The sequence below is a fragment of the Paenibacillus baimaensis genome (genome assembly GCF_025567575.1).
Genome location: NZ_JAOQIO010000122.1, coordinates 1 through 6,210, shown reverse-complemented (window position 1 = coordinate 6,210; position 6,210 = coordinate 1). Strand labels below are relative to the sequence as shown.

The following is a 6,210-nucleotide window of genomic DNA, read 5'->3' as shown; positions in this document are numbered from 1 at the left end:
TTTCAGGTTGTATATCTTTAATTCGACGGTTGGAAATGAATTCCTTTAGTTCAACTTATATAGACATGTGATTCTTGCTGAGGATAGCGTCATTATAACTTTTCTCACATAAGTCAAAAGAGGTAAATATAACCAATATTCTAAAACATTCCTTAACTCTTTTAATCAGCATCTATACGAAAACAAGGAGAGAGCAGTTAGGTATGTCTGTTCTTATACAACACCTCGATTATTTGCGGACTAAATCATCCTATCTGAATATTACCTGACCCTGTAGTTGCTATCATACTATCCGTTAATTACCAAAGGTGAGTTAAGCTGAAGGCATTAGATCCTCAAAACAGTAGATGGGACCAGCCAGTATACCTAAGACTATAATGAAAACCCGATGTATCGATTTGTCATTCCTTGATAAGATAATCTTTTTATTTCATTTAACACTATTCGACAGCGATTTATGACAACATTCGACACGAATGTTTTGTTATATTAGTCATCATGGACTAATTCGCACTAATATGTGGACAATGTTACCAATTACTAAATTAAGAGGACAACTGCAACTGATGGACTAGCATCAGAGGCATATTGAGGAGAGCGTGCGATGCATATAAAAAATTTTCAATTATTTTGTTTGTTCCTGTATATCATTATAATGAATTCAAATCAGGTCACCGCAATGGAAACATACAATTACAGGGAAGACGGGCAACTACAACAAATAATAACTACGAATAATTCTTATCACTATGTACATGACGCAAACAGAAATTTATTGAAAGTATCGAAAAAAAACTGCAAAGATCTGGATTTGATTCTGAAAGTTTTGAGAGTAACCTGATGGAAAATAGTTATTACTTCATTCCCGAAAGAGTAGGAAGAGATGCCAGAATTGTACCAGACGGATCCTTGCAGGGGGTGTATGCGATGTATGCTAAAGCACCGGTGGCCTGGGAATGGGAGACGTATCTGATTTCGAATCCGTCAAAAATGAGATTGGAGCCTAACGCGACGTACACGGTGTCCTTTAAGCATAAAGCGATTAGTGAGCCGGGTAGTGATGGGTACTTCGATTTTTTTGTGCGAAGCGTGAAAGGGACACCTGTTGAAGATCGAGGATGGTTGACATGGAACGATGCGCCAGGAGTGGTTGGGAGCAAGTCTGTCACCTTTACAACAGGTATGTATGATGATTACCAATTGAACTGGGGCATGCGCTATGGGAGGGCGATACTCATAGATGATATTCGTGTGATTGAAAACTATTAAATTTAACAATTGACGACACTTTAGAGAAAACTTAAAGCATGTATACTTGTACTACTATTAGGAGTAAGAGCCCAAGCAGAACCAATAACTCTCTTGGGTTTTCTTATTTTGCTATTTCCTCGCTGTCGTACAACAATAAAAAAACTTACGAAATGTATGCGCGGCGTAACCAATACCAATATTTCGATATAGAAACTATCAAATCATTTTAAACTTACAATTAGTTATCAATTTATTTATAAAAATCCGAGGTGTATTTAATGAATTTTTTAAAAATGCTTCATTCCTTATTGTTTGTTTAATAGTCTCAATCGCGGTTTCTTCAGAGTCCACTAAGGCCTCACCAATGTTAACCAATGTAAATCAGAATAACATGATTGACAATGGAGGCTTTGAACAAGGCTTATGGTGGGCAACAGACGGATTCAGCTTAGAAGTGAATACTCGTCATGGAGGATTGGCTTCGGCACAAGTGATTAGTTCAGAATTGGAGCAATTGAGCACAATCACGGTAAATCCCATTAATGCTCATGATACCTATGAACTGGCAGCGTGGATTAAAACGAGTAATGTCACCAACGCAACAGGAGTAAGCATCAATGTGCTGCAGGTAGGGGATAACGGATTTATGATGTGGTATCCAAACGGGCAGGCAAAGCTGATCGCAACCGGAGAAACACAGGAATGGGGCAGGCATACTGCAACAATTTCGAACCTGCATCCGAATACGAAATATGTGAAGATTTACATGCGAATGGATGCCAATGCGGGAGGTACGGCCTGGTTCGACGATATTTCGCTGACGAATCGTAACGAAATTAAAAATGGCGGTTTTGAAAACGGATTGATGCATGAAGAAACAGGAGGATTCGGGTTAGACCGAAGTACGTATCACAGCGGAATGGCTTCGGCCGCAGTAGCAAGCACGGGTACGGATCAACTGATCGCTACAGACTTAATCCCCGTTAATCCCTATGATACTTATGAACTGGCAGCGTGGATTAAAACGAGTAATGTCACCAACGCAACAGGAGTAAGCATCAATGTGCTGCAGGTAGGGGATAACGGATTTATGATGTGGTATCCAAACGGGCAGGCAAAGCTGATCGCAACCGGAGAAACACAGGAATGGGGCAGGCATACTGCAATAATTACGAACCTGCATCCGAATACGAAGTACTTAAAGATTTATTTGCGAATGGATGCCAATATGGGAGGGAATTCCTGGTTTGACGATATTAGTTTAATAAAAAAGAATACTTTTACCTATAACTATGATCAGAACAGCACTATCAAAACAATTAACTCTTCGATTGAAGGAATGGAGTCACAAACTCAATACAATTTTGATAAAAATGGAAATCTTATAAAGAAGAAAACTAATCGTAAATAGAAGTATCCCACGAAATCATCAATCAGTTTGAACAATTATCAATCATACGAGAAGTGACTAACAAATGAAAAAACTTATTAATCAACTAATATACTGGTAAGACATGTCTTATTTAATCCACCATCTTTATTAAAAGGTAAAAAATTTACATATATCTTGACAATTTGGTGTGGCTATATTATGCAATAGAGTATGCAAATCTTTAAGCCAACGACATACATCCAACAAGCTATGACGAGAATGATTTGATAGAATCATAGAAGGCAACCTATACTATGTCCATGCAGTTTTAAATAGAGAATACCATCGTGGATGTTATTAAAGAGACCGAAAATGAACCGGTTTAAGGAGAATGATCCGTGTTAAGAAACAGCAAAAATCAAAAGATAATGATCATACAGTGTTAGAAAAGTGATAATTTATTAATCAATGGATCATTTGAAAAATATCAAGGAAGTAACGGGGTGGCAAACAAGTGGGAAGAGTATAGGTGGGGGCGAGTGGTAGCTATGAAATAAGTCCGATGAGCGAACATGCGCAAAAGTTTATCGGATCAGGAATTGTGTTGGCCAATGGCGCGGTGGGGGCGGTCAAGCAATCAGTGCTGAACCTAATAAAAAGTTTCACGTCAGCGGGAGTTTTAATATCGCTCAACTGTCAAATGCGAAAATACAATTGTACGTGGATTTTTATAACTCGACGATGTTCACCGGTGCAAGTGTAACGGAAATCAGTGAGGTGACACAAGGAGGATACGTAACGTTAGCCAATAATGGAATAACTCCACCGGATACCACTTACGCGAGAGTTTACGCACTTATCCGTGGCAACACAGACAATGGATCGGGAGTATTACATGTAGATGTGATTGAATTAAAGTATATAGAATAATCTGTGATGAATTTGTTGTCTTCCCATGATACGTGAAAGATAAAATACACCGTGTTTTCAAATATTTAAAGGCCAAAAAACTACAGGTGGCAACGGCTACACTGTTGAGCTATGGTTCAAAAAGAAAGAATTTAACGGGTATCGTGAGATGCTGTCCCAATGGACAAATGCAGCTATAGGCAATTCATTTTATTTAGGTATGGATAACGGAAACATGCGGTTTACGGATTCTTGGGGAACCGTGAATGTGGGGGCATTGCAACCGGATACGTGGTACCATTTGGCAGCGGTATCGACCCCGACGAACGCGATGATTTATATTAATGGGGAATTAAAAGCGACCAAAGGGAGTTCTTTGACTTATAGTGGAAACGGTCCACTTCTGCTGGGAAGACAAGGTGAGCTTCACGCTGAGTACTTTGATGGAGCTCTAAGTGATGTAAGGATATGGAATACAGCCAGGAGCGCACAGGAAATTCAAGACAATATGACACAGGCTTTAGCGGGGAATGAGCCAGGGCTCACAGGGTATTGGAAATTAAAAGATGTAAGTCGAAATATTCTTTTTGATAGCACAGTAGGTAACAATCATGGAGAGTTATATGGAAAAGTAAAAGCCAACCTGACACTAGATGGAAACGACGATTATGGAGTCCTGAGCAAGCAAGCCGTGGTTCCACCAGGAGGTAATGCCTTTACTGTAGAGTTGTGGTTTAAGAAGAAAGCATTTACCGGGACTAGAGAAATGCTTTCACAATGGACTCAAACTGCATCATGGAATTCATTTTACTTAGGCATGGATAATGGGAGCATGCGGTTTACGGATTCATGGAACCCCGTTAATGTGGGTGTATTACAAGCAGATAAGTGGTATCATGTAGCAGGGGTTTCGACTCCGACGAATGCATTCATATATATCAATGGGGAATTAAGGGCAACCAAGGGGAGTCCACTAACATACACCGGAAACGGGCCACTAATATTAGGAAGACAAGGTGAGTTGAGTAGTGAATATTTTGATGGATTCCTGAGCGATGTGCGGATATGGAACACAGCTCGAAGCGCACAGCAAATTCGGGAAAGTATGACTCAGGCTTTAATGGGGAGTGAGTCTGGGCTTACAGGATATTGGAAATTAGCTGACGTAAGTCGAAACATTCTTTTTGATAGTACGAAAGGGCATAATCATGGAGATTTATATGGTAAAGGAATACGGAATCTAACACTAGACGGAATAGACGATTATGTAGTGCTGAGCAATGAAGCTATGGTTCCACCAGGAGGTAATACCTTTACTGTAGAGTTGTGGTTTAAGAAGAAAGCATTTACCGGGACTAGAGAAATGATTTCACAATGGACTCAAGCTGCATCAGGGAATTCATTTTACTTGGGCATGGATAACGGAAACATGCGGTTTACGGATTCATGGGGAGCCGTGAATGTGGGTCCACTAGAAGCAGATGCGTGGTACCATGTTGCAGCGGTATCGACCCCGACGAATGCATTCATATATATCAACGGGGAATTGAGGGCAACCAAGGGGAGTCCATTGACATACACCAAAAACGGTCCACTAGTATTAGGAAGACAAGGTGAGTTGAGTAGTGAATATTTTGATGGATTCCTGAGCGATGTGCGGATATGGAACACAGCCAGAAGCTTACAGCAAATACAAGAAAACATGACTCAAATTTTAACGGAAAATGAGTCTGGGCTTAAGGGATATTGGAGGTTGAATGGAGATAATTACAAATACAGTGCGAGCAATGAACTACTTAACTATAACGCATATGGATCTACTTTTAATTATGAATATGATCTAAATGGGAACTTAGTAAGGAAGACAACTATACAAAACTAAAATCGGGAAACTTCGTTGATGAAACTGCGTCATGAACTTTAAAGCACCTTACCCAGAAAAGGATCGTTGTGTCATTAAATTGGCAAGACGATCCTTTTGTGTATCCCTGTGGAGAATAAAATACCATTCGACAGCAATTTATGACAGTATTCGACATGCGTTATTTGTTATATTGATCTTCATGGACTAATTATCGCTAGTTTGAGGGGGAAATGAGGTTCTTATATACTTGAACAACGTGATTTCAAAGAGAGGTTATAAAAAAAGACAAATGTTTAGGAACAAAAGAATTTAGAAATTAGCAACACCATACATACGAAAAAATTATGACAAAATAGGACATGTATTTATTCACCACTTCATTTCGGTAACTTTTAGATGCCAAAAAAGCTACACATCTCTGAGAGGGGGGGCCGTGATTTTCTTGAAGCTCAAACAATTATTGATATCTGGCTTATGTTCACTTTTATTATTTGTAAATTTCCCAGCTAATCTTCATGCCAAAAGCTACACTCATTCGTTAGATTTTTTTTATTATGATAAACAATCGGACTCATCCATTGTAGTAACTTCTGATGGTACAAATAGAGAGACAATGGGCTATGATCAGAGCATAAGATTCTTAAAATTAGCAATTGGAACCACCGATGTAGAAACCTTTGAACGCGGCACCTATGAAGGAACGAATTTTGAACCGGGTTCAGGGAGCATTACCAATGATCCACAAAAAGTGATAACGGGAAACTTTTCAGCGTATGTGGAAGTACCTCGTACCCAAGATTGGTCAGCGTTCACT

Annotated in this window: 4 protein-coding genes; all 4 read left to right on the top strand. The window is 39.4% G+C overall.

The annotated features are described in order from the left end of the window. Positions 1–927: 927 nt before the first annotated feature. Positions 928–1,269 (top strand): hypothetical protein, encoded by a 342-nt coding sequence (locus OB236_RS35960; RefSeq protein ID WP_262688352.1) that lies wholly within the window; start codon positions 928–930, stop codon positions 1,267–1,269. A 346-nt stretch (positions 1,270–1,615) separates the two neighbouring features. Next, entirely contained in the window at positions 1,616–2,662 is a 1,047-nt protein-coding gene (locus OB236_RS35955; RefSeq protein WP_262688351.1) for a hypothetical protein, read from the top strand. 952 nt (positions 2,663–3,614) lie between these two features. Beyond that, positions 3,615–5,414, top strand: a complete 1,800-nt coding sequence (locus OB236_RS35950; protein ID WP_262688353.1) for a LamG domain-containing protein — start codon at positions 3,615–3,617, stop codon at positions 5,412–5,414. A 424-nt stretch (positions 5,415–5,838) separates the two neighbouring features. Further along, the coding region (locus tag OB236_RS35945) for a hypothetical protein (RefSeq protein ID WP_262688350.1) at positions 5,839–6,210 on the top strand (372 nt) is incomplete at its 3' end.